This window comes from Limnohabitans radicicola (assembly GCF_014837235.1).
Taxonomy (GTDB): Bacteria; Pseudomonadota; Gammaproteobacteria; order Burkholderiales; family Burkholderiaceae_C; genus Limnohabitans_A; species Limnohabitans_A radicicola.
This window is the reverse complement of record NZ_JACYFT010000001.1, coordinates 299,044-321,885: the sequence shown is the minus strand read 5'-3', so window position 1 is coordinate 321,885 and position 22,842 is coordinate 299,044. Positions and strand designations below refer to the sequence as shown.

Annotated in this window: 15 protein-coding genes; 6 read left to right on the top strand and 9 right to left on the bottom strand. The window is 64.9% G+C overall.

The window, feature by feature from the left end; all coding sequences use genetic code 11:
• Positions 1-3 precede the first annotated feature (3 nt).
• The 3 genes from IC609_RS01605 to IC609_RS01595 form a co-directional block, all read right to left on the bottom strand.
• A complete protein-coding gene (locus tag IC609_RS01605; RefSeq protein ID WP_191817705.1) occupies positions 4-828 on the bottom strand; it encodes a LytR/AlgR family response regulator transcription factor in 825 nt (274 codons plus the stop codon).
• Entirely contained in the window at positions 825-2,135 is a 1,311-nt protein-coding gene (locus IC609_RS01600; RefSeq protein ID WP_191817704.1) for a sensor histidine kinase, read from the bottom strand. The genes IC609_RS01605 and IC609_RS01600 overlap by 4 nt, the downstream gene beginning before the upstream one ends.
• Positions 2,136-2,270: 135 nt before the next feature.
• Positions 2,271-2,942 (bottom strand): transglutaminase-like domain-containing protein, encoded by a 672-nt coding sequence (locus tag IC609_RS01595; RefSeq protein ID WP_191817703.1) that lies wholly within the window; start codon positions 2,940-2,942, stop codon positions 2,271-2,273.
• A gap of 57 nt (positions 2,943-2,999) precedes the next feature.
• Here IC609_RS01595 and IC609_RS01590 point away from each other — a divergent pair, with 57 nt between their 5' ends.
• Positions 3,000-3,797, top strand: coding sequence for a 2-keto-4-pentenoate hydratase (locus IC609_RS01590; protein WP_191817702.1), 798 nt, complete (start codon positions 3,000-3,002; stop codon positions 3,795-3,797).
• Positions 3,798-3,827: 30 nt separating this feature from the next.
• On the opposite strand, the gene IC609_RS01585 is transcribed toward IC609_RS01590, so the two are convergent.
• Both IC609_RS01585 and IC609_RS01580 read right to left on the bottom strand, forming a co-directional pair.
• Positions 3,828-4,463, bottom strand: coding sequence for a flavin reductase family protein (locus IC609_RS01585; RefSeq protein WP_191817701.1), 636 nt, complete (start codon positions 4,461-4,463; stop codon positions 3,828-3,830).
• 63 nt (positions 4,464-4,526) lie between these two features.
• Positions 4,527-4,925 (bottom strand): 5-fold beta-flower protein, encoded by a 399-nt coding sequence (locus IC609_RS01580; RefSeq protein ID WP_191817700.1) that lies wholly within the window; start codon positions 4,923-4,925, stop codon positions 4,527-4,529.
• 275 nt (positions 4,926-5,200) lie between these two features.
• Between IC609_RS01580 and recC the strand changes: the two genes are divergently transcribed.
• From recC to recD, 3 genes are read left to right on the top strand one after another with little or no spacing between them, the layout of a single operon-like run.
• Positions 5,201-8,767: an exodeoxyribonuclease V subunit gamma gene (recC, locus tag IC609_RS01575; RefSeq protein ID WP_191817699.1), complete on the top strand. Its 3,567-nt coding sequence runs from the start codon at positions 5,201-5,203 to the stop codon at positions 8,765-8,767.
• Entirely contained in the window at positions 8,764-12,426 is a 3,663-nt protein-coding gene (gene recB / locus IC609_RS01570) for an exodeoxyribonuclease V subunit beta (protein ID WP_191817698.1), read from the top strand. Before recC ends, recB begins: the two co-directional genes overlap by 4 nt.
• 44 nt (positions 12,427-12,470) lie before the next feature.
• Positions 12,471-14,522, top strand: coding sequence for an exodeoxyribonuclease V subunit alpha (recD, locus tag IC609_RS01565; RefSeq protein WP_225223950.1), 2,052 nt, complete (start codon positions 12,471-12,473; stop codon positions 14,520-14,522).
• An 88-nt stretch (positions 14,523-14,610) separates the two neighbouring features.
• Here recD and IC609_RS01560 read toward each other — a convergent pair whose 3' ends face one another.
• Positions 14,611-14,865: a hypothetical protein gene (locus IC609_RS01560; protein ID WP_191818955.1), complete on the bottom strand. Its 255-nt coding sequence runs from the start codon at positions 14,863-14,865 to the stop codon at positions 14,611-14,613.
• A gap of 90 nt (positions 14,866-14,955) precedes the next feature.
• Between IC609_RS01560 and IC609_RS01555 the strand changes: the two genes are divergently transcribed.
• The gene (locus IC609_RS01555; protein WP_269902664.1) at positions 14,956-16,137 is read left to right on the top strand and encodes a pyridoxal phosphate-dependent aminotransferase; all 1,182 of its coding nucleotides are present in this window, start codon (positions 14,956-14,958) and stop codon (positions 16,135-16,137) included.
• 42 nt (positions 16,138-16,179) lie between these two features.
• Here IC609_RS01555 and argA read toward each other — a convergent pair whose 3' ends face one another.
• Positions 16,180-17,526: an amino-acid N-acetyltransferase gene (gene argA / locus IC609_RS01550; protein ID WP_191817696.1), complete on the bottom strand. Its 1,347-nt coding sequence runs from the start codon at positions 17,524-17,526 to the stop codon at positions 16,180-16,182.
• Positions 17,527-17,672: 146 nt separating this feature from the next.
• Here argA and hrpA point away from each other — a divergent pair, with 146 nt between their 5' ends.
• Positions 17,673-21,485: an ATP-dependent RNA helicase HrpA gene (hrpA, locus tag IC609_RS01545; RefSeq protein WP_232844230.1), complete on the top strand. Its 3,813-nt coding sequence runs from the start codon at positions 17,673-17,675 to the stop codon at positions 21,483-21,485.
• A gap of 145 nt (positions 21,486-21,630) precedes the next feature.
• Here hrpA and IC609_RS01540 read toward each other — a convergent pair whose 3' ends face one another.
• Together IC609_RS01540 and IC609_RS01535 are read right to left on the bottom strand one after the other, a co-directional pair.
• The gene (locus IC609_RS01540) at positions 21,631-22,182 is read right to left on the bottom strand and encodes a hypothetical protein (protein WP_191817694.1); all 552 of its coding nucleotides are present in this window, start codon (positions 22,180-22,182) and stop codon (positions 21,631-21,633) included.
• Positions 22,183-22,278: 96 nt separating this feature from the next.
• Positions 22,279-22,827: a PaaI family thioesterase gene (locus IC609_RS01535; RefSeq protein WP_191817693.1), complete on the bottom strand. Its 549-nt coding sequence runs from the start codon at positions 22,825-22,827 to the stop codon at positions 22,279-22,281.
• Positions 22,828-22,842: the final 15 nt, after the last annotated feature.

Here is a 22,842-nt window from a genome sequence, read left to right as displayed (position 1 = left end):
GGCTTACATGCTTTTGAATCGGGCGCTGTGGTTGCGGCTGACCACCAGCGTTTCGCTGCAGCCGCGCAGACTCAGCACCAGGCGGCCCCGGTCATCGCGCCGCGCTGCTTCGATGGCACGGGCATTGACCACGGTGGCGCGGTGGATGGGCCAGAACACCTCGGGGTCCAGCTCGTCGATCAATTCCTTGATCGGCTTGCGGATGAAGTGCTCCTGCGTGGCCGTGCGCACACGGGTGTACTTATCGTCGCTGCTGAAAAACAGCACCTCTTCGATAGGCACCATCTGAAGGCTCTGGCCCAGGCTGGCCTGAATCCAGCGCAGTGGGGCGCTCGCCTGCGGTTTCATCTGGCGCGTGAGCTGCTGCAGCACCTGTGCGAGCAGTGGTGGCGGCACGGCATCGCTGGCCACCGGGGATGCGTCCTGGTGCCGCTGCTGCAGGCGCTGGCACACCCGGGCCACGGTTTTGGCCAGGCGTTCGGGTTCGGCGGGTTTGAGGATGTAGTCGACCGCGCCGTGCTCAAACGCCTCGACCGCGTACTGGTCGTAGGCGGTGATGAACACGATTTCGGGGGCCGTGGTGTCCTGTTCATCGGCCCAGTCCACGATGGCGCGCGCCGTGTCGATGCCGTTCAGGGCGGGCATGCGGATGTCAAGGAACACCACCTCGGGGCGCCATTGCTGCACCGCCGCCAGCGCCTCCTGGCCGTTGCGCGCTTGCGCTTCGATGCGCAATTCGGGCCAGGCCTGCTGCAGGGCCAGCACCAGCTGGTCGCGCATCAGGCGCTCGTCGTCGGCCAGGATGGCCCGGGCTGGCCATCGGTTCATGCGGCGCTGCTTTCGTTGGGGGCAGGTGGCTGATGCGGTGCTGCCTCGCCGACGGACGGTGCCACCCGGTAGGGCAAGCGCAGGCGGGCCAGTGCGCCGCCTTGTGGCTGCGACAGCAGCGCCAGCTGGGCCTGCGCCCCGTAATGCAGCTGCAGACGCTCGCGGATGTTTTTCAGGCCCGTACCGGTCGATGCTGTCGCACCGGATGCACCACCGGGCAGGGCGTTCAGGCCCACCCCCGTGTCGCTGACTGCGATCTCCAGCTGGCCGTCGCGCACTTGCGCGCTGACCTGCAGGCGGCCGCCTTCGGCCTGGGGCTCAATGCCGTGCTTGATGGCGTTTTCCACCAGGGTCTGCAGCATCATGGGGGGCAACTCGGCGCTCAGCAGGCCTTGCGGCACATCGATGTGGCTGTCCAGGCGTTCCTCCATGCGTATTTTCTGGATCTCCAGGTAGGGCTGCACCATGTCCAGCTCCTGCCCCAGTGTGCCCAGCGCTTGTTGGGACGACCCGCGCAGGTGGGGCATGGCCGCACGCAGCAGGGCGATCAGGTTCTTTTGCATCAGGCTGGCCTTGGCCGGATCAACCTGGATCAGGTGGTCGATGGACGCCAGTGTGTTGAACAGGAAATGCGGCTCCACCTGGGCCTGGATGGTGGCCACACGGGCTTCAGCCAGCTGTCGCTTGAGCTGCTCGGCCTCGGCGTGGGCGCTGGCCTGAACGGCTTCTTCGCGTGCCTGCATCTGGCCTTTGTAGGTGATCTTGATCATGATCGACGCCACGATCCACAGCAAGGCCAGATCGTGCAGCACGTCGCCCAGGCGAAAGCCTGCTTTTTCATGCCACTCGGTGTGCACTGTGGCTTCTTCATCGTCTGCGGGCTGGTCCGAGGCGGCACTGGCAGGGTCAGACGCCTGAGTGGCTGCGCCCTGCGCACCGGATGCTTCGGATGCCGCAGGCGAGGCCTGCTGGGGGATGGTCCGTTTCTTGATCCGTACCCCGTTTTCATCGATCGAGATGTCCAGACCTTCCTTGACCTGCTCGCTGCTGTGGCCATCCCCGTGGACGATCTGGATTTGCGCCGGTGCGACCCGGATCTCCTTTTTGTGCACCACCTGCACTTTTTCAGTGGGGCCCCATGACCAGCTGAAGGGGGGCAGGTCTTTGAGGATGCCGGTGCCGATCATCAACAGCAAGGCCAGCAGCCAGAAACGCTTCCAACTGATCGAGACCAGCCAGCGCGCATAGGCGTGGAAGGCGGCGCGCACATGCGGCCAGCGGGGTGAGACAGAGGGGACAGTGCTCATGGGGAAACTCCTTTTCAAGTGCTGGCACTCTAAAAAAAGCCCCAGACGCCGTCATGCACCATGTGACGAAATGCAGATTGGAGGGGGTGAATGGTCAAAAACACGGGATCCATTTTCCAAAAAATCCTGTCGCACTCAGGTTTCCTTTTGCACATCCTGCTCGAAGCTGGCGGCCTGCAGTTGGTTTTGGCTTTGCATCCAGTGGCCGTACACCCGCTGGAAGTCCGAGGTGATTTGTGCCAGCGGCATGTCGTCAAACGTGCCGCGCTGCTGCACGTACTCCATGTGGCGGTTGCCCGCTTGGTCAAAGGGGTGGTAGATCGAGTCGCTGCGCCCGTCAAAGTCCAGTGGCAGCAGGCCGAACTTGTTGCACAGCTCGATGTTGAACGCGGGCGTGGCCTTGACCCAGCGGCCATCCAGCCAGAGGTCGGCGTAACCGTGCCAGATGAAGACATCGGTCTGCATGGTCTGGCGCAGGCGCTCGGTGCTCAGGTGGTTGCGCACATCGGCGTAGCCCAGCCGGGCCGGGATGCCCGCTGCCCGGCACACCGCCGCCAGCAAGGCCGCCTTGGGCACGCACCAGCCGTGACCCTGGCGCAGCGCCGTGCTGGCGCGCATGCCCTGCGGCGACAGATCGATCTTGTAGGGGTCGTAGCGGATCAGGTCGCGCACGGCCAGGTTCAACGCCACGGCGCGCTCGCGCGCATCGCTGCCTTGTGCATGCTGGCGGGCAAAGGCGATCACCTCGGGGTGGTCGCTGTCGATCAGGGGCGTGGCGGCCAGGTGAGCGGGGGTCGGTTGTTCCATGGCTCCACTGTAGCGTTTGTGCTGGCCGAGGTGGGTCACGCGGGCTATAGTGGCCGCATGAGCCCTGAACAACTCCTCCAGCACCATGACCAGGGCCTGCCCTGGGGCCCTGCCGAGCGCGCTGACGTGCCTGCCGATCTGGCTTCGGCCTACCAGCAAGCGCTCGCCGTGCGCCAGTTGAGGCTGCAGCGTGGCGAAGCGCCCCGGGGTTACAAAATCGGTTTCACCAACCGCACCCTCTGGCCGCTGTACAAGGTCTTTGCGCCCATCTGGGGCACCGTGTGGGCAGGCGGTCTGGCATTTTGTGAGGGCGAGGGGCACATCGACCTCACGGCGACTTGCCAGCCGCGCATCGAGCCGGAGATCGTGTTTGGCCTGCGAGCTACGCCCGCAGCCAACGCCTCGGTGGATCAGTTGTTCGACGCCATCGAATGGTTGGCGCCCGGTTTTGAGGTGGTGCAGTCGCATTGCCCGGACTGGCAATTCACGGCCAGCGAAACCGTGACCGACAGTGCACTGCACGCACGTTTGCTGGTCGGGCCACGCGTGCCCGTGCGTGATCTGGCGGCCGATGCCACGGCACTCAACACCCTGCTGGCCCAGGCGCTGGCCACGCTGCACAAAAACGGCCAGGCCGTGGCCCAAGGGCAAGGCATGAATGTGCTCGACAGCCCCTTGCTGGCGCTGCACCACTTTTTGAAGGAGTTGCGCCAATGCCCTGGCGCAGCCGATCTGCAGCCGGGTGATGTGGTCACCACAGGCACCTGGACCGATGCGTTTGCGATTGCAGCGGGTGAGCAGTGGTCGGTCAGGTTTTCCGGGCCATTGCCCGGTTTGTCGGTGACGATGAAGTGAGCCGTGGTGGCTGGCCACAGGGCCTGCCATTCACTTGGGCAAATCGCGCGCACCGCTCTCGGGGCGGTACATTTTGAAGAGCTGCTCGGGCCCGATGCTGAAGTAGTCCGCCGGGCCGCCGCCGCGCAGGATGTGGCCCGCACGGGCGGTGTCATACACGCCGCCGGGCACCAGCCGCTGGTCGATGTGCACGCCCACCACCTGGCCAAAAACCATCCAGGTCTGGAGCTTCTGGCCTTGCAGGTCTTCCATTTGCAGGATCTGCGTGCAGCGGCACTCGAAACTGACCTTGCTTTGCGCGACCCGTGGCACGCTGACGATGCGCGAAGGCTCGGGTGTGAGGCCCGCCAATGCAAATTCGTCCACCTCGGGCGGTACCGCCTCGCAGGTCTGGTTCATCACCTCGGCCAGGTCGCGTGTGACGAGGTTCCAGACAAACTCGCCCGTGGCCTCGATGTTGTTGAGAGAGTCCTTGCGCCCGATGCTCGAAAACCCGATCAGCGGCGGCACATAGTTGAAGGCGCTGAAGAAACTGTAAGGGGCCAGATTCAGCACCCCGTCCGCGCTGCGGCTGGACACCCAGCCGATGGGCCGGGGACCGACGATCGAGTTGAACGGGTCGTGCTTGAGACCGTGGCCGAGGTGGGGTTCGTAGAAATGCATCATGCCACCACTCTAAAACGGGAACAGGCTTGGCCCAGTCATGCGCATGACAAAGCCCCCACGCATTCACATGAAGAAATAAAAGAACACGATCATCTGCATCCGGCGCAGACCGTCGGCGCGGCCAATCTGGCGGCCCGAGCCGTCGTACAGCCGCTCGCCATCGATGCGGCCCATCTGCGAGCCCGAAGCGCTGTACAGGCGGTCACCGTCAATGCGACCGATCTGGCTGCCCGAAGCGCTGTACACCCTGTCGCCGTCGATGCGCCCCAGTTGCCGCCCCGAGCCGTCATACACGCGCTCACCGTCGACCCGCCCGATCTGCTGGCCCGAGGCGCTGTAATAACGCTCGCCATCCACGCGGCCGATCTGGTAGCCACTGCCGTCGTACATGCGCTGCGCCAAGGCAGGCACCATCAACAGTGCGATCAACAAGGCGGTGGCGAGGTGTTGCAGGTGTTTCATGGGGACTCCATCGGGTGGGGGGCTTGGGTCCGATTGTGTCCGGTTTCCGGTCAACTGATTTCAAACGCATGGTGCCTTGTCCCCGCAGGTATCCCCAAACCCCGTGCCCAAAGGTGTGGATAAGTCCATGAACAACTGCGCCAGGGCCCGTGTTTGCTCGCTCGGCGGGCGGTGCTTAAAAAACGGGCAAATACACGCTCGCCTCTGGCGCCTGTAGCGGGGCGGATTGCGGCTATTCTTGATGCTTTCTGCCGCCCTCGGTTCACCCCTTCTGCATGCCCGCATCCACCATTTCGCCCGGCTTCATTGCCCTGCACAGCCACCGCGCCGAGGTGCTGGCCGACACCCTGACGGGCTGGTTGCGCACGCACCCTTTGCTGCCGCTGGAGAGCGAAGTCGTGCTGGTGCAGAGCAACGGCATGGCCGAGTGGATCAAGATCGAACTTGCCCGCCAAGGCGGCGTGTGCGCGGCCACGCGGGTGGAGCTGCCTTCGCGATTTTTGTGGCGTACCTACCGGCAGGTGCTGGGCAAGCACAACGTGCCGTCCGATTCGCCACTGGACAAACTGCCCATGACCTGGCGGCTGATGGCTTTGTTGCCTGGCTGTCTGCAAGACCCGGTGTTCCAACCCGTGGCAGGTTTCTTGAGAGGCGACGAGCCCGACCGCCTGCTGCAACTGGCCAGCCGACTGGCCGACCTGTTTGACCAGTACCAGATCTACCGCCCCGACTGGCTGCAGGACTGGACCGCCGGGCGCAACGTGCTGCGCAAGGCCGCTGGCCAGGATGAACTGGGCGAAGACCAGCTTTGGCAGGCCGAACTGTGGCGGCGCGTGCTGGCCACTTTGGACGAGACTCAGCGCCAGGCCACCCGTCCGGCGCTGCATGCGCGGGCGCTGGCGCACCTGCAGTCGGGTCAGCCGCTGGCGAGCCCCGTGGCGCGGCGCGTGTCGGTGTTCGGCATGAGCCACATGCCCGGGCAGCTGCTGGAGATGCTGGCGGCGCTGGCCGCGCACAGCCAGGTGCTGCTGGCCGTGCCCAACCCGTGCCAGTACCACTGGGGCGACATCATCGACGGACGCGAGTGGCTGCAGGCCGAGCGCCGCCGTCACGCCTACCGGGGCGAGGCGCTGGCAGGCTTGCCGCTGGCGCAGATGCATTTGCACGCGCCCACGCTGCTGGCCGCCTGGGGGCGGCAGGGGCGCGATTTCATTCGCCAGCTCGATGCGTTTGACGATGTGCGTGCGGCGTTGACGCTCACACAGCTGAACCGTCTGGACTTTTTTGACGATGTGCCCGGCGAAGACGGCACACGTTTGCTGGCGCAGTTGCAGCGGCGCATCCGCGATCTGGAACCGTCCAGCTCGGGCACCCCGGCGGTGCCGCTGCGCGAAGGCGACCGCTCGGTCACCTTCAGCGTGGCCCACAGCCCGGTGCGCGAACTCGAGGTGCTGCACGACCAGCTGCTGCAGTGGTTCCACACGACCCCGGGTGATCGGCCCCTGTCGCCGCGTGACGTGGTGGTCATGGTGCCCGACATCGAGGTCATGGCCCCGGCGATCCGCGCCGTGTTTGGCCAGTACAAGCGGGGCGATGCGCGTTTCATCCCGTTTGACATTGCCGATCTGGGCGCCCAGGCGGTCAGCCCGCTGATCCACGCGGTGCAATGGCTGCTGGCCCTGCCGCAGCAGCGCAGCCGCATGAGCGAGCTGGTGGAGCTGCTCGAAGTGCCCGCGCTCGCGGCCCGCTTTGGCCTGAAGGATGAACACCTGCCCACGCTCACGCGCTGGATGGCGGGCTCGGGCATCCGTTGGGGCCTGTCGGCGCAGCACCGCGCAGGTCTGGGCCTGGGTGTGTGCGGGGACGACAATTCGGCGCTGTTTGGCGTGCAGCGCATGCTCATGGGGTATGCCTGTGGTGCTGACCCGTTGGACGACGGTGCTTCATTGGGCGTATCGCCTTACTTTGAAGTGGGCGGGCTGGACGCCGAGCTGGCGGGGTCGCTGGCGCACCTGCTGCAGGCCCTGATCGACTGGTGGCAGATCGGCACGCAAAGCGCCACGCCTGTGCAGTGGGCCGAGCGTTGCCGCGCCACGCTCGCGGCGCTGTTCAAGCCGCGTGACGACAACGACCGCAATGCGCTCGCAGCGCTGGATCAGGCTTTGAATGACTGGGTGCGGGCTTGCGACGAAGCGGGTTTTGCCGAGGCCGTGCCCTTGGCCGTGGCGCGATCGGCCTGGCTCGAAGCCCTCAAAACGCCGCGGCTGGAGCAGCGCTTCAGGGCGGGTGGCGTGACGTTCTGCACACTCATGCCGATGCGGGCCATCCCATTCCAGGCGGTGTGCCTGCTGGGCATGAACGATGGCGACTACCCGCGCCGCAGCCCGCGTGCCGACTTCGACCTGATGGGCTTGCCCGGCATGACGCGTCCGGGCGACCGTTCGCGCCGCGACGACGACCGCCAGCTCATGCTCGAAGCGCTGTTGTCGGCACGGCAGGTGCTCTACGTGAGCTGGAGTGGCCGCAGCGTGCGGGACAACAGCGAACAACCGCCTTCGGTGCTGGTGTCGCAGCTGCGCGATGAGATCGACCTGCTCTGGGGCAAAGACACGGCCAAAGGCCTGACCACGGTGCACCCGCTGCAACCGTTCAGCCGCGCTTACTTTGAGGCGGGCAGTGGTTTGCAGACCTATGCTAAAGAATGGCGGGCGGCGCAACAAGACCATCGCGGCGACGGTGGTGGGTCAATCATTGGCGCTGCAGGGGATCGCGGCGAGGGCGCCGCTCCTACAGGGGCATTGGTGGGAGCGGCGCCCTCGCCGCGATGGCCTGCGTTGTTGCCGCCGCTCATGGCCGCCAACGAGCAGGCCCCGATCATCTCGCTCGCCCAATTGGCCCGCTTCCTGCGCAAACCTGTGGGCGCGTTTTTCAGAGAGCGGCTGCAGGTGCATTTGGAAGACGAGCGCAGCGCGCTGCATGACGAAGAACTGTTTGGCTTGGGCGGGCTGGACTTGTACCAGTTGCTCGACCATGAACTGCAGCACGTGCCTGCGGATTTGAGCGCAGACGAACTGCCCAGCCATGCAGCGCGTGTGGTGCAGCACCTGCGTGAGGCCGGGGCCTTGCCGCTGGCGGGTGTGGGCACGCTCGAAGCCCAAAAGCTCACCCACATCCTGCAGACCCAGCTGGCCGCTGCATGGCGCGAGCGCGAGAATTACCCTCATGCAGCCGAGCGTGTGCTGGTTGATCTGGGACAGCCGCAGGTTGGCTTGCAGGATGCGCTGGGCGGTCTGCTGGCAGGCGAGGGTGGACAAATGCTTTTGAGCCTGCGCGCCAACAAGCTGGTCAGCATTTCGAAAGCGGGCAAGGCCACCGCATTGCCTGAAAAACTCATCGACATCTGGCTGCAGTCACTGGCCGCTGCCGCCATGGATCAACCCTGCAAGTGCGTGGTGGTGGGTCGCAATGCCTTGGTGCGTGCAGAACCGCAAGACACAGACGCCGCCCGTGCCCAGTTGCAGGCCCTGCTGGCCACCTGGGCCGAAGGCATGCGCTGGCCGCTGCCCCTGCCGCCCGGCGTGGCCTTGCAGTGGCTCAAGGACAAAAAAAACACCAATGCGCTGGCCGATGCCTATGAGGGCGGTGACTACAACAAGAGTGCAGAAAAGGACAAGGACCCGGCCCTGGCCCGCACCTACCCTACGCTGGCGGACTTGCTGGCCACGGGCGAGTTCGAACGCCTTGCGCAGAAGGTATACGAACCCCTGAAAGCCTGGGCTGAGCGACTCCACATCGATCCGTTGCCAGATACGCCTGCAGACGATGAGGGGGACGAGGCATGAGCACCGCGCACACCCTCAACCCCCACAGTTTTCCCCTGCGGGGCAGCCACCTGATCGAGGCGAGCGCAGGCACTGGCAAGACCTGGACGATTGCCGCGCTGTATGTGCGCCTGGTGCTGGGCCATGGCGACGCGAACACCGCACCCGTGCGCCCCATGCTGCCGCAGGATGTGCTGGTGATGACGTTCACCCGTGCGGCCACCCGTGAGCTGTCGGACCGCATCCGCGCCCGCCTGACCGAGGCGGCCCAGGTGTTCCGGGGCATCGCGAAAACCGACGATGCTTTCCTGAAGCAACTCCAAAGCGAATACCCCGAAGGCGAGCCCCGCGAGCAGGCGGCGTACCGGCTGGCGCTGGCCGCACAGGCCATGGACGACGCGGCGGTCTACACCATCGACGCCTGGTGCCAGCGCATGCTGCGCGAGCATGCTTTTGACAGTGGCAGCCTGTTTGAAGAGCAGCTGGTGGGCGACGAAGCCGCGCTGCGGCTGGAGGCCGTGCAGGACTATTGGCGTCAGCAGCTCTACCCCATGCCCACAGCGCTGGTCGCGCAGGTGCAGCGCATCTGGCGCGATGTGCCCGCACTGGAAAAGGACATGCGTGCCCTGATGCCTGTAACGCTGGCAGACGCCGCCCCCGGCTCGCTGGCGCAGGTCTTCGGCGCTGCGCTGGCCGAGCGGGATGCCCAACTGGCGCCGCTCAAGCAGGGATGGGTTGAAAAAGCCGACAACCTGCTGGGCTGGATCGAGGGGCAGCTGGAGCACCACAAGTCCAGCTGGGATGGCCGCAAGCTGACGTACAAAAAATGCGCCGAATGGCTGGGTGTCCTCAAAGCGTGGTCGCAAAGTGCCGACGAACCCAAGGTATTGCAAGCGGACATGAAGACAGGCTGGACCCGCTTCACGCCCGAAGGCCTGCTCGAATGCCGAAAACCCGGCGAACCGCCTGTGGACTTGCCGCCCGAATCGCAAGCCTATGCCGATCTGCAAGCTGCCCTGCAGGCCTTGCCCGAACCCGCACAAGCGGCCCGCCTGCACGCCCGCACCCATGTGCAGCAGCGCATGGCCGAGCTGAAAAAGCGCAGCGGCCTGTTCGGTTTTGCCGACATGCTGCAGCGCCTGGATGTGGCGCTGGCCGACCCCGATTCAGGCGAGCGCCTGGCGCAGCGCCTGCGCGAGCAATTCCCGGTGGCACTCATCGACGAATTCCAGGACACCTCGCCGCTGCAGTTCCGGATTTTTGACCGCATCTACCGAACCTCTGCCAATGATCCAGAGACGGCATTGCTGTTGATCGGCGACCCCAAGCAGTCGATCTACGGCTTTCGCGGCGCCGACATCCACAGCTACCTGAGCGCCCGCCGCGCCACCGCTGGTCGCCACCATGTGCTGGGCACCAATTACCGCTCGACCCAAGATGTGGTCGATGTGGTCAACCGCTGGTTCCAGATTGCGCCGGACGCCTTTGGCTACCGGCGCGGCGATGAAGACCCGCTGCCTTTCCAGCCCGTGGACGCCAAAGGGCGCAACGAGGTCTTCACCACCCTCGACGGCGAGGTGAAAGCCCTGACCGTGGTCCACGACGCCACGTTGCGCAGCCAGCGCGATGCGCAAACGCATTTGTCGGCCCTGTGCGCCGAGCAGATCGTGGTCTGGCTGAGCGACCCGCAGGCCCGTTTTGTCAACGCTGAAAAGGGCGACCAGCCCCTGCAAGCCAAAGACATCGCCGTGCTGGTGCGCACCGGCAAGGAGGCCAACGCCGTGCGCGAGGCCTTGCGGGTGCGGGGCGTGGCTTCGGTGTACCTGTCGGACCGCGACTCGGTGTTTGCCAGCGACGAAGCCAGCGACCTGTGCCTGTGGCTGCGCGGCGTGGCCGAGCCCCAGGACATGCGCCGCGTGCGCGCGGCCCTGGGTACGCGCACCGTGGGCCTGTCGCTGGCCGAGTTGCACGCGTTGGCCACCGATGATGAACTGCTGGACCAACGCTCCGAGCAGATGCGCGAGTTGCGCACAGTCTGGCTGCAGCAGGGCGTGCTGGCCATGTTGCGCCAGTCGCTGCACGTGCTGCAACTGGCCGGGCGCTGGCGTGGCCAGAACGACGGCGAGCGCCGCCTGACCAATGTGCTGCATCTGGCCGAGCTGCTGCAGACCGCCAGCAGCCAGCTGGACGGCGAACAGGCCCTGATCCGCTGGCTGGCCCAGCAGATTGACGAGGTGAACGCGGGCGGCGCAGGCGACAGCGAAGAGCAGACCGTGCGCCTGGAGAGCGACGAAGACCTGGTCAAGGTCATCACCATCCACGCCAGCAAAGGCCTGGAGTACCCGGTGGTGTGCCTGCCCTTTGCGCACAGCCATCGCAGGATGGAAGCGCACAAAACCCCGGTGCTGCAATTGGACGACGGCGAGGGCGAGCGGCACTGGACGCTGGACTTTGACAAAGACGACACGAAGCTGGCCGACCGCGACCGCCTGCGCGAAGACCTGCGCCTGTGGTACGTGGCGCTCACGCGTGCGCGGCATGCGCTCTGGGTGGGCTGGAGCCCTGTCACGCGCGGCTCGGGCAAAAGCTGTGTCAACCACGACAGCGCGGCAGGCCATTTGCTGGGCGGTGGTTTGGCATTGGAGGCCACCGACTGGTTGTCCAAGCTGCAAGCGCTGGAAAAAGATGCAGATGAGCAGCGCTTGTCGGTGCAACTGGTGAGCGCGAGCGAAGAGGTGCCGTGCACTGTCTGGGCGCGGCCCGTGCGCCCCACCGAGCTGCGCGACGCGCTGAGCTGCACCGCCCGCATCGACAAGTCGTGGACGATCGCCAGCTTCTCGCGCCTGACGCGTGACCTGGCTTCGCAAACGGTGCTGCACATGGCCCCGCCTCGCCCGGCCGACGACGAGCCGCCCGTGGACGCGCAGGCGCTGCCTGCAGCCGCAAACCCCCTGGGCGCCTTGGTCCCCTGGCACCGCTTTGCCAAAGGCCCGAGCGCAGGCAACTTTTTGCACGACCAGCTCGAATGGCTGGCCGCCGATGGTTTTGTGCTGGACGCGCCCAAGGCCGAGCGACTGAAAAAGCGTTGCGACAACGCAGGCTACACAAGCCAGGCCGACGACGTGGTGCAGTGGCTCACCCGTGTGGTGGCCCAGCCCTTGCGTGGTCCGGATGCACCCCTGAACGCGCTGGGCACCTTGTTGCCCGAGATGGAGTTCTGGCTGCCCGCCGAGCGGCTGCATGCCCGCGAGGTGGACGCCTTGTGCCAGCAGCACCTGCTGCCTGGCTTGAGCCGCCCCCAGCTGCCCGATGCGCAGCTGCACGGCATGCTGATGGGCTTTGCCGATCTGGTGTTCGAGTACGAAGCCCGCTACTGGGTGCTCGACTACAAATCCAACCACCTGGGGCCTGACGATGCGGCCTACACACCACAGGCCCTGGACCAGGCCATGGCCCATCACCGCTACGAGGTGCAGGCCGCGCTCTACATGCTGGCGCTGCACCGCCTGCTGCGCGCCCGCCTGGGCGAGGCCTACAACCCGGCGCAGCAGCTGGGCGGTGCGGTGTACCTGTTCTTGCGCGGTATCGACGGACCAGCGGGCGGCTGCTGCACCTTGCCTGCGCCGCTCGAATTGCTCGATGGCCTCGACGCCATGTTGAATGCCGAGGTGAACGCATGAGTTTCAAAAAGCCCTCGCGCATTATGTCTGTTCCCACCACGCAAATGGATTGGTTGAACGACTTGCCCGCCCAAGGCCTGAGCGGCGCGCAAACGCTGCAATGGCTGCAGCTGTGGACCGAGCAGGGCCTGCTGCGCCACATCGACAGCGCCCTTGCAGCCCAATTGCTGCGGCTCGATGCGCAGGCCAGCCCTGCGCTGCTGGTGGCGGCGGCCTTGCTCGCACAAATGGAAGGGCGGGGCCACACCTGCCTGCCCTTGGCCGACCTGTGCGCACCGCCTGTGGCCCTGCTAGGTTGGCCCACCGTGGCGGTGGAAGGGCCGCAAGGCTTGCGAGCCCTGTGGGCGCACCTGCCCGCCACGCTGCCCGACTGGCAAGCCGCTTTGCAAAGGGCGACATCCTCCAAGGCCTGCATGCGCCACAGCGATGCACCCGACCAAGGCCAGCCGCTGGTGCTGGGCGGCAGCGCTGATGCACCCCTCTTGTACCTGCGCCGTTATGCAGGCTATGAAAAGCGTGTGGGCCAAGGTCTGCTGCAAAGGGCCAGCGAACCGCTGCCTGTGCCCGAGGCGGCGGCACGCCGCTGGCTGGACCGCTTTTTTGTGCCCCATGCGGACGCACCCGCCGACACCGACTGGCAAAAGGTGGCCTGCGCGGTGGCGCTGCGTGCGCGTCTGTCGGTCATCACGGGCGGGCCGGGCACGGGCAAGACCTACACCGCAGCCCGTTTGCTGGCCCTGCTGCTGGCTCTGCACGAGGAGGGCAGTCCGCTGCGCGTGGCATTGGCTGCGTCCACGGGCAAGGCGGCGGCGCGGCTCAAGCAATCCATCGACAACGCACTGACCAGTTTGCAAGACCAGGTGCCAGAGGGCAGCGGCCTCGACTTGAACACGCTGATCGCCCGCATGGGCCCGGCTCGTACGCTGCATTCGCTGCTGGGTGCGCGGCCCGACACGCGCCAGTTCCGCCACTACGCGGCCAACCCGCTCGATGTGGACGTGCTGATCGTGGACGAAGCCTCGATGGTGCATCTGGAAATGATGGACGCGCTGCTGCAGGCGCTGCCCCCCACGGCGAGGCTGGTGCTGCTGGGCGACAAAGATCAGCTCGCCTCGGTCGAGGCGGGCGCGGTGCTGGGCGACCTGTGCCGCGACGCTGCCGCAGGCCGTTACAGCGCGGACACCGTGCAGTTTGTGCAGGCTGTGTCAGGGCAGACCTTGCCTGCCCAATACCTGTCTGCGGGCACTGCGCCCTTGCTCGCCCAACAAACCGTGATGCTGCACCATAGTCGCCGCTTCAAAGGTGCCATTGGCCAGCTGGCCCTGGCGGTGAATGGCGGTGACGCGGCTGCTGCCCGCGCAGCTTTCCTGAACCCTGTAGGCGCGGCGCCCTCGCCGCGATCAGGTGACGATGTGGCCCCTTTGCTCGCCCTCCAACCGTCCACGCCACAAGCTGTTTGCACCTTGGCGCTTGGCACATCCGGCAAACCGTCGTATGCCGACTACCTGCACCTCATGCAGCAGGTGCCGGGTGGGCAAGACGCCGAAGTCCATGCCGCTTGGGTGCGCAGCGTGCTCAAGACTTTCGAGCGTTTTCGAATCCTGTGCGCGGTGCACCGGGGCGACTGGGGCACCGAAGGCCTCAACGCCGCCGTACAAAAAGCCCTGGCCGACAAGGGTCTGCTCAAAGTCACGGGCGAATGGTTCGCCGGGCGGCCTGTCATGGTCACCCGCAACGACGCGCAGCTGGGCGTTTTCAACGGCGATGTGGGCGTGGTGTTGCCCAACGCCGAAGGCACGCTCAAGGTCTGGTTCCTCGACGGCGAGGCACTGCGCTCGGTGAGTGTGATGCGCCTGCCCCATGTTGAAACCGCTTTCGTCATGACGGTGCACAAGAGCCAGGGCTCGGAGTTCGAGCACACCGCGCTGGTGTTGCCTCCGGGCGGTGCCGAAGTGCTGAGTCGCGAGCTGGCCTACACGGGCATTTCCCGGGCACGGGAGCAGTTCACGCTGATCGAGGCTGAGGCGGGCTTGCTCGAAGCGGCCATTGACCGCCCGAGCGTGCGGGCAAGTGGCTTGGCACAGTGGTGGCTTTGACGGCCTGAAATCGCCCCAAGGGCGGGGCTCCCACATTCCTTGTAGGAGCGGCGCCTGCTGTAGGAGCGGCGCCCCCGCCGCGATAAACCTAACCGCCGTAACCTTCACAAGCCCCCGCATTGGGCTTGCCTTTGCATTCCCGCTGCAGGCGCTTGTCGCGTTCGGCGCGTGACTCGGCCGGGCCCTTGTCCACGGGTGGCTTGCGGGTTTTGGCGCGGGTGTTCTTTGACGTGCTGGTCGTCGCCTGTGCCTGTGCGCTCGGCAGTGCCAGCACGGCAGCCAGGGCCAGCAGGACCCATGCGGTCATGCCCCTGGTCTTGCCCATGAAGCCGTGTGTGTTCATGTCTCTCTCCCTGGTGTTTTTGTGTGGCCATGATAGGCCGCTGACGCCTGTGTGAAAACCCCCGTGCTCTGCTGGCGTTAGCATCTGGGCATGAACAACACAGCCACGCCATTCATGCGCCAGACGGTGCTCGACCTCGAAGAATCCCGCATCCGCGAGGTGGCCAATGCGGGCCTGGGGCGCAGCGATGTGCTGGCCTTCTGGTTTGGCGAGTCGGACGAAGTCACGCCCGATGTGATCCGCCAGGCGGCCATCGACTCGCTGCAACGCGGCGAGACCTTCTATTCGCACAACCTGGGCCTGCCCGAGCTGCGCCAGGCGGTGGCCGACTACATGAGCGGCTTGCACGGACACATCGGCATGGACCGCATCGCCATCACATCGGGCGGGGTCAACGCGCTCATGCTGGCGTTCCAGTCGCTGGTCGATGCGGGCGACGAAGTTGTGGCCGTCACCCCCGTCTGGCCTAACCTCACGGCGCAACCGCTGGTCATGGGCGCACGCCTGAAGTGCGTGAGCCTGAAACCCATCAATGGCCAGTGGGTGCTCGACATCGACGCCCTGAAAGCCGCCGTGACCCCGGCCACCCGCGTGCTGGTGCTCAACGCGCCCAACAACCCCACAGGCTGGACGCTGACCCGCGCCGAGCAGCAAGCCATCCTCGACCACTGCCGCCAGACAGGCACCTGGATCCTGGCCGACGAGGTCTACGAGCGCCTGTACTACGAGGCAGACACCGTCAACGGCTGCGCGCCGTCGTTCCTCGACCTCGCCACACCTGACGACCGTCTGGTCGTGGTGCACAGCTTCTCCAAAAGCTTTTTGATGACCGGCTGGCGTTTGGGCTGGCTGGTCATGCCGCCCGCCATGACACAGCCCGTGGGCAAGCTCATCGAGTTCAACACCTCGTGCATCTCGGTGTTCACCCAGCGCGCAGGCATCGCCGCGCTGCAGCACACGGCTGACATCACGCCCCGCGTGGTGGCCCACCTCCAGGCCTGCCGCGATACGCTGGTGCCGCTCTTGCAGGCCGTGCCCGGCGTTCGGGTGGCTCCGGCCAAAGGGGGCATGTATGCGTTCTTTCAGTTGGATGGACACCCGGACACGGTGGCCACGGCCAAGCGCCTGGTCACCGAGGCGGGCTTGGGCCTGGCCCCGGGCGAGGCCTTTGCCCCCGAGGCGGCGGGCTGGTTGCGCTGGTGCTTTGCGTCCAAGGACTTGTCACGCCTGTCGCAGGGGGCGGAGCGTTTGCGCGCGTGGCTGAACGTTTGACGCCGCAACATCGCCCCGAGGGCGGGGCTCCTACAACAAGGGTCAGAGCTTCTTGACCAGCACCTGGCTCTTGCGGTCCCAGTTGTATTTGCGTTTGCGTGCTTCGGGCAGCCAGTCTGGGTCCACCTGCACAAAGCCGCGCTTGATGAACCAGTGCATGGTGCGTGTGGTCAGCACGAAGATGCTTTTGAGGCCCATGGCGCGGGCGCGCTGCTCGATGCGTTTGAGCACTTTTTCGCCATCGCCCTGACCCTGTGACTGGGGCGACACGGTGAGCGCCGCCATCTCGGCCGTTTTGGCCTCGGGGTAGGGGTAGAGCGCCGCGCAGGCAAAGATCACGCCGTCGTGGTCGATGATGGTGTAGTGGTCGATGTCGCGCTCGATCTCGGTGCGGTCGCGCTTGACCAGGGTGCCGTCTTTTTCGAACGGTTCGATCAATTGCAGAATGCCGCCTACATCGTCGGCGGTGGCTTCGCGCAGTTCTTCAAGTTTTTCGTCCACGATCATGGTGCCGATGCCGTCGTGCACGTACACCTCCAGCAGCAGTGCGCCGTCGACCGCAAAGGGCAGGATGTGGCTGCGCTCCACGCCTTCTTCGCAAGCCGTGACGCAGTGCTGCAGGTAAAACGCCAGATCGGTGGGCTGTGTGGGGTTGGGTGACTCGGCCAGCAGTTTTTTGGCGGCGGCCAGCGGCAGCTCGGTGTCGATGGGGTTGTCGTCGCTGGCCGGGGCGTGCGGGTCGATGCGGATGCCGGGCACCTCGGTCAAAAAGATCAGTTTGTCGGCCTGCAGCTCGGCGGCCACGCTGGTGGCGACTTCTTCCATGGTCAGGTTAAAAGCTTCACCCGTGGGCGAGAAGCCAAAGGGCGAGAGCAGCACCATCGCGCCCATGTCCAGCGTGTTGGTGATGCCTTGCACGTCGACTTTGCGCACCAGACCCGAATGCATGAAGTCCACGCCGTCCACAATGCCCACCGGGCGCGCCGTGATGAAGTTGCCCGAAATCACCCGCACGGTCGAGCCTGCCATGGGCGTGTTGGGCAAGCCCTGGCTGAAGGCCGCTTCGATCTCGTAGCGCAGCTGACCTGCGGCTTCTTGGGCGCAGTCCAGCGCCACGCTGTCGGTGATGCGGATGCCGTGCGAATACTTGGGCGTGTGACCTTTGGCCGCCAGCTGCTCGTTGACCTGCGGCCGAAAGCCGTGCACCAGCACGATCTTGACGCCCATGCTCTGGATCAGCGCCAAGTCTTGCGCCAGGTTTTGCAGCTTGCCCGCTGCAATCGCCTCGCCCGCGATGCCCACCACAAAGGTCTTGCCCCGGTGCATGTGGATGTAGGGCGCCACCGACCGGAACCAGGGCACGAAGGTGAAGTTGAAGACAGTGGACATGGGCTAGGGTGTGGGGCAGGTGGAGCGGGGATAATCCAATGAACCGCTTTGACCTGATTTTTACAGAGTTTTCCGCCTTGTCCGCCACCCCCCTCCAAATCGAGTTTCCCGACAGCCTGCCGGTCTCGGCCCGTCGCGACGAAATCATGGCCGCCATGGACCAGCACCAGGTCATCATCGTCTGCGGTGAAACCGGCTCGGGCAAGACCACCCAGCTGCCCAAAATCGCGCTGGCCTTGGGCCGTGGGCGCTTGAACGCCAAGCCAGGAGAGAAGGGCCGTCTCATCGGCCACACCCAGCCCCGGCGCATTGCGGCCAGCTCGGTGGCCAAGCGCATTGCCGAAGAACTCAAGACCCCGCTGGGCGAGGTGGTGGGCTACAAGGTGCGGTTCCAGGACCGCCTCTCCAAAAACGCCTCGGTCAAACTGATGACCGACGGCATCTTGCTGGCCGAAACGCAAAACGACCCACTGCTGCAGGCCTACGACACCATCATCATCGACGAGGCACACGAACGCAGCCTGAACATCGACTTCTTGCTGGGCTACCTGCGCCAGATCCTGCCGCGCCGCCCGGACCTGAAAGTGGTGGTCACCTCGGCCACCATCGACGCCGACCGCTTTGCCAAGCACTTTGCCTCCAGCAAGGGTGACGCGCCCATCATCATGGTCTCGGGTCGGACCTTTCCGGTCGAGCAACGCTGGCGCCCGTTTGAAGAGTCCCGCGACCACGACCTCAACGACGCGATTGCCGATGGTGTGGACGAACTCTGGGCCGGGGGCATGGGTGGCGACATCCTGGTGTTTTTGCCCGGTGAGCGCGAAATCCGAGAGGCTGCGGATCACCTGCGCAAACACCTGTCGCACCAGCCGCTGACACGCGGGGCCGAAGTGCTGCCCCTGTTTGCCCGCTTGTCGCAGGCCGAACAAGACCGGGTGTTTGATTCGTCCAACGGCCGCCGCATCGTGCTGGCCACCAACGTGGCCGAAACCTCGCTCACGGTGCCCGGCATCCGCTATGTGATCGATGCGGGCACGGCCCGTGTCAAGCGCTACAGCCTGCGCAGCAAGGTCGAACAGCTGATGGTTGAGCCCATCAGCCAGGCGGCAGCCAACCAGCGGGCGGGCCGCTGCGGCCGTGTGGCCAACGGCATCTGCATCCGCCTCTACGACGAGAAGGACTTTGCAGGTCGCCCGCGCTTCACCGATCCGGAGATTTTGCGTTCGTCTCTGGCGGGCGTGATCTTGCGCATGAAGAGCCTGCACCTGGGCGTGGTGGAAGACTTCCCGTTCATCGAAGCACCGTCCAAGCGTGCCATCACCGACGGCTACCAGCTGCTGGCCGAGCTGGGCGCGGTGGATGACGCCAACGAACTCACGCCCATGGGCCAGGAGCTGGCCCGCCTGCCACTGGACCCGCGTGTGGGCCGCATGATCCTGGAGGCGCGCGACCGCCAGGCGCTCGAAGAAGTGCTGGTGATCGCCAGCGCCTTGAGCGTGCAGGACGTGCGCGATCGCCCCATGGACGCGCAAGCCCAGGCCGACCAGGCGCACGCCAAGTTCGACGACGACAAGAGCGAATTCACGGGCTACCTCAAGCTGTGGAAGTGGATTCATGACGCCCGAGGTGGCCACGGCACCGAGCACAAGCTCAGCAACCGCCAGTACGAACAACTGCTGCGCCAGAACTTCGTCAACATCCGCCGTGTGCGCGAGTGGCGCGACACGCACACCCAGCTGCTCACGGTGGTGACCGAGCACCGCTGGCGCATCAACACGCAGCCTGCGAGCTACGAGCAATTGCACCTGTCCATGTTGGCGGGCCTGCTGGGCAATGTGGGCTACAAGCTCGACGACGAAGACGTGTACCTCGGCGCTCGGGGCATCAAGTTTTACCGCCACCCTGGCGCGCACCTTTCCAAAAAGCCGGGCCGCTGGATCGTGGTGGCCGAACTGGTCGAGACCACGCGCCTGTTTGGCCGGGGCATTGCGGCGATTGAGCCACAGTGGCTGGAGCAAGTTGGCGCGCATCTGCTCAAGAAGCAACTGCTCGACCCGCATTGGGAAAAGAAGACCGCCGAAGTGGTGGCGCTGGAGCGCGCCACGCTTTACGGCCTGGTGGTCTACAACGGCCGCCGCACGCCCTACAGCCGGGTGGACCTGCACGGCGCCCGCGAAATTTTCATCCGCGAAGCGCTGGTGGGTGACCAGTGGGAGACCCAACTGCCTTTCCTGGCCGCCAACCACAAGATGATCGCCAAGGTCGAAGAGCTGGAGCACAAGTCGCGCAGGCAAGACGTGCTGGTGGACGACGAGCTGATCTACGCTTTTTATGACCAGCAGATCCCGCCCGAGGTGTGCAGCGGCCGCTTGCTGGAGAACTGGTACCGCGCCGAAAGCGCCAAGCAGCCACGGCTGTTGCTGCTGACCCGCGAAGAGCTGATGCGTCACGAGGCCGCTGGCATCACCACGCAGGCCTTCCCCAAACACATTCGCCTGGGTGGCACCGACTGCCAAGCCACTTACCTGCACGAGCCGGGCGATGCCCGCGATGGCGTGACGGTGACGGTGCCTTTGTTTGTGCTGAACCAGGTGAGCGAAGACCGCTGCGAATGGCTGGTGCCCGGTTTGCTCAAAGACAAAATCCAGGCCTTGCTCAAAAGCCTGCCGCAGCGCCCGCGCAGCCGCTTTGTGCCGCTGCCCGAATCGGCCACACGCATCGCGGCCGAGCTGTCGGCGCCTGAACTGTTTGGGCAAGGCTCTTTGACGGACGTGCTGCTCAAAAAAGTGCGCGACGAAACCAGCCTGGACGTGAAGCGCACCGACTTCAAGCACGAGATGCTCAGCCCGCACCTGTTCATGAACCTGTGTGTGGTGGACGAACATGGCCGCCAGTTGGGCATGGGCCGCAACCTGGGCGCACTCAAAGGCGAGCTGGGCGCCAAAGCGCGTGGCGCGTTCCAGGCGCTGGCGCAGCTGAAGGTGACTTCTGCGCCTGCGGCTGCCTCGCCAGCAGACTCCAAATCCAATGGGGTCGGATCCCGATTGTCCGAAGGAAATCGGGCTCTGACCCCGATTGATTCCTCGCAGAGGCAGAGCGCTCAATCCGCCGATCAGCGCTACACAGCCTGGACCTTCGGCGAACTGCCCGAGCTGATGGAAATCAGCAAAGGCGGCCAGACCTTGATCGGCTTCCCGGCGCTGGTGGACATGCAAGACGCCGTGACCATCGAGGTGTTTGACGAGCCCGAAGTGGCCGCCAGCAAAAACCGAGCAGGCCTGCGCCGCTTGTTTGCGCTGCAGATCAAAGACGCGCTCAAGTACCTTGAGAAAAACATCCCCGATCTGCAAAAAATGGCCGTGGCCTACATGCCACTGGGCACCGCCGACGAGCTGAAAACCCAGATCATCGACGTGGCGCTCGACCGCGCCTTTTTGCTGGACCCGCTGCCCAACGACGAGACGACGTTCAAGCGCCGCATCGAAGAAGGCCGGGGCCGCCTCACCCTGATTGCCAACGAAGTGGCCCGGCTGGCGGGCACCATCTTGCTGGAGTTTGGCGCGGCCACCCGCAAGATCAAGGACACCAAAAACGCCCCCGACGCGACGGCAGACTGCACGCAGCAACTTCAGCGCCTGATGCCCAAAAACTTCATGGCCGCCACCCCGTGGCCACAGTTGCAGCACTACGCCCGCTACCTCAAGGCCATCACCCTGCGCCTGGACAAGTACCGCGCCGACCCCGCCCGCGACGCCCAGCGCCTGACCGAGCTCAAGCCGCAAGAACAGCGCTACTGGCGTCTCGTGGCCGAACGCAAAGGCGCCCAGGACGCCCGCATGCTCGAATTCCGCTGGCTACTGGAAGAGCTGCGCGTGAGCTTCTTCGCGCAGGAACTCCGAACCCCGCAGCCGGTGAGCATCAAGCGGCTGGAGAAGGCTTGGGGGCAGTTGAACCATTGAGGATGGTTTTAGTCAGCAGACGGCTCTTGTAGATCTTCATTTGTACCCCGCACGCTCGAGTCTTCGGAGTAGTCATGAGGCGAAAGCGAGATGATCTAGGCAGACATCCGGGTCGTCGCTCAAAGTTATCTCATGCCCCCCGGGTTTACTTCTTGCCGAACTTGCTCTTGGCCGCTGCCACGCAGCTGGCCTTGGCGTCGCCAGCCAGGGCGTCGCACTTTTCCATGGCGACTTTGTAGTCGGCGTCCATTTTTTCAGCAGCAGCGTCTTTTTTGGCTTCGCCGATTTCTTTGCCCATCTTGGCGTCGGCCAGGGCTTTTTGCTCAACGGCTTTGGCTTCTTGCACGCACACGTGCTTGGCATTGCCTGCGAGGTCGTCGCACTTTTCCTTGGCCACCGCGTAGTCGGTCTCGGCTTTCACCACGTGCATTTTGTTGCGGTCAGTGGCTTTGCCCGTGTAGCTGTATTCCAGCTCGGCGTGTGCCACTTTTTCTTTGGCCTTGGCTTCTTCGATGCACACGTCTTTGGCGTTGCCTGAATGAGATTTGCAGGCGGCTTTGTCTGCCTTGTAGGTATCGCTGATGCGGGTTTTGCCCGCCTTGTATTCGGTTTTGCTGATCGTCTCGGCTTGCACTGCCGTGAGTGTCAGCAGTCCGAGGCACAGGAAGACGGCAAGGAGTGGTCGGCGTGTTTTCATGGGGTTCCCTTGAAGATGATGAAGAGAACCCATTGACGCACGCCTGGTCTTTGCGTGTCGGTGCGGTACTTGACACACCGGGTGCAGGGGTGAGGCTCAGCTCACATCAAACACAAAGCAGGTGGTCGTGGCGTGGGCATACAAGCGGCCTTGTTCGTCGAGGATCTTGGCTTCGGCAGTGGCCATTTGCTTGCCCATGTGAATCACGTTGGCGGTGGCACGCAGTGGGCCCGTCTTTTGTGTGGCAGGGCGCACGATGTTGATGCTCAATTCGGCCGTCGTGTATGCACGGCCCACGGGCAACTTGGATTGCACGGCGCAACCCAGCGCCGAGTCAAGAAGCGTCGAGTACCAGCCGCCGTGCAGCGTACCCATGGGGTTGAAATAACGCAAATCAGGCACACCCTGAAACACCGCCATGCCATCGCCCACTTCCAGCAGGTCCAGGCCCAATGATTCGTTCATGTGCGGGTGAGGCAGGCTGCCATCCATCATGCCTTCCAGAATTTCGCGTCCGCTTTTTCCAGCCAGTTGCGCCATGGTGGCGATGCCCGGCTGTCCGCCGTGGCTGTGCATGTACTGACGCGCCTGCATTTGCTGGTGGGTCCAATCGGTGGCGTCTGCAGTGATGTGGGTGGTGGTCATGAAATCTCCTTTAAT